Consider the following 371-nt stretch of genomic DNA (forward strand, 5'->3'; position numbering starts at 1 on the left):
GTCCGAACACGGTGGTGCCCATGGACCGATTGGACTGGGATATGTATGCTTGGATCGCGTCACGAATGATGGCCGCACGTGGGCGACCCTCGATCTCGACGAGCTTCGCCAGTGCTTCTAGCTGAGCCACTGGCAAATCTAGGACGATGCGACTCAAATGGGTTCTCCTGTTCAGCATGCAAATCTCTCCACTTGCGATCAGTGACTCTCCTGCCGGTGGTCTCCCAGAGTGGGGAGTGGCCAGTCTTCGTCATCATATCCTGGCGGTAACCCAGGGGGTGATCGCCGTCTGCGCACTTCGTTCCATCGCCGGGCAGAATGGCTTCGGTCACCAAACTTCCGGGATGCCCAATCTTCCCGCTGGCCAACGT

At 58.5% G+C, this 371-nt stretch carries 2 protein-coding genes; one reads left to right on the top strand and one right to left on the bottom strand.

Annotation, left to right across the window (positions count from 1 at the left end):
• Window positions 1-178, bottom strand: a 178-nt coding sequence (locus AC1DDH_RS20830) for a ribbon-helix-helix domain-containing protein (protein ID WP_476956272.1), incomplete at its 3' end; no start/stop codon positions are given.
• On the opposite strand from AC1DDH_RS20830, the gene AC1DDH_RS20835 reads away from it, so the two are divergent.
• Window positions 177-371 (top strand): hypothetical protein (locus tag AC1DDH_RS20835; RefSeq protein WP_476956271.1); only part of this gene is annotated, 195 nt, incomplete at its 3' end. The two genes, AC1DDH_RS20830 and AC1DDH_RS20835, sit on opposite strands and share 2 nt — an antisense overlap.

Source organism: Arthrobacter sp. 10T425, assembly GCF_056393985.1.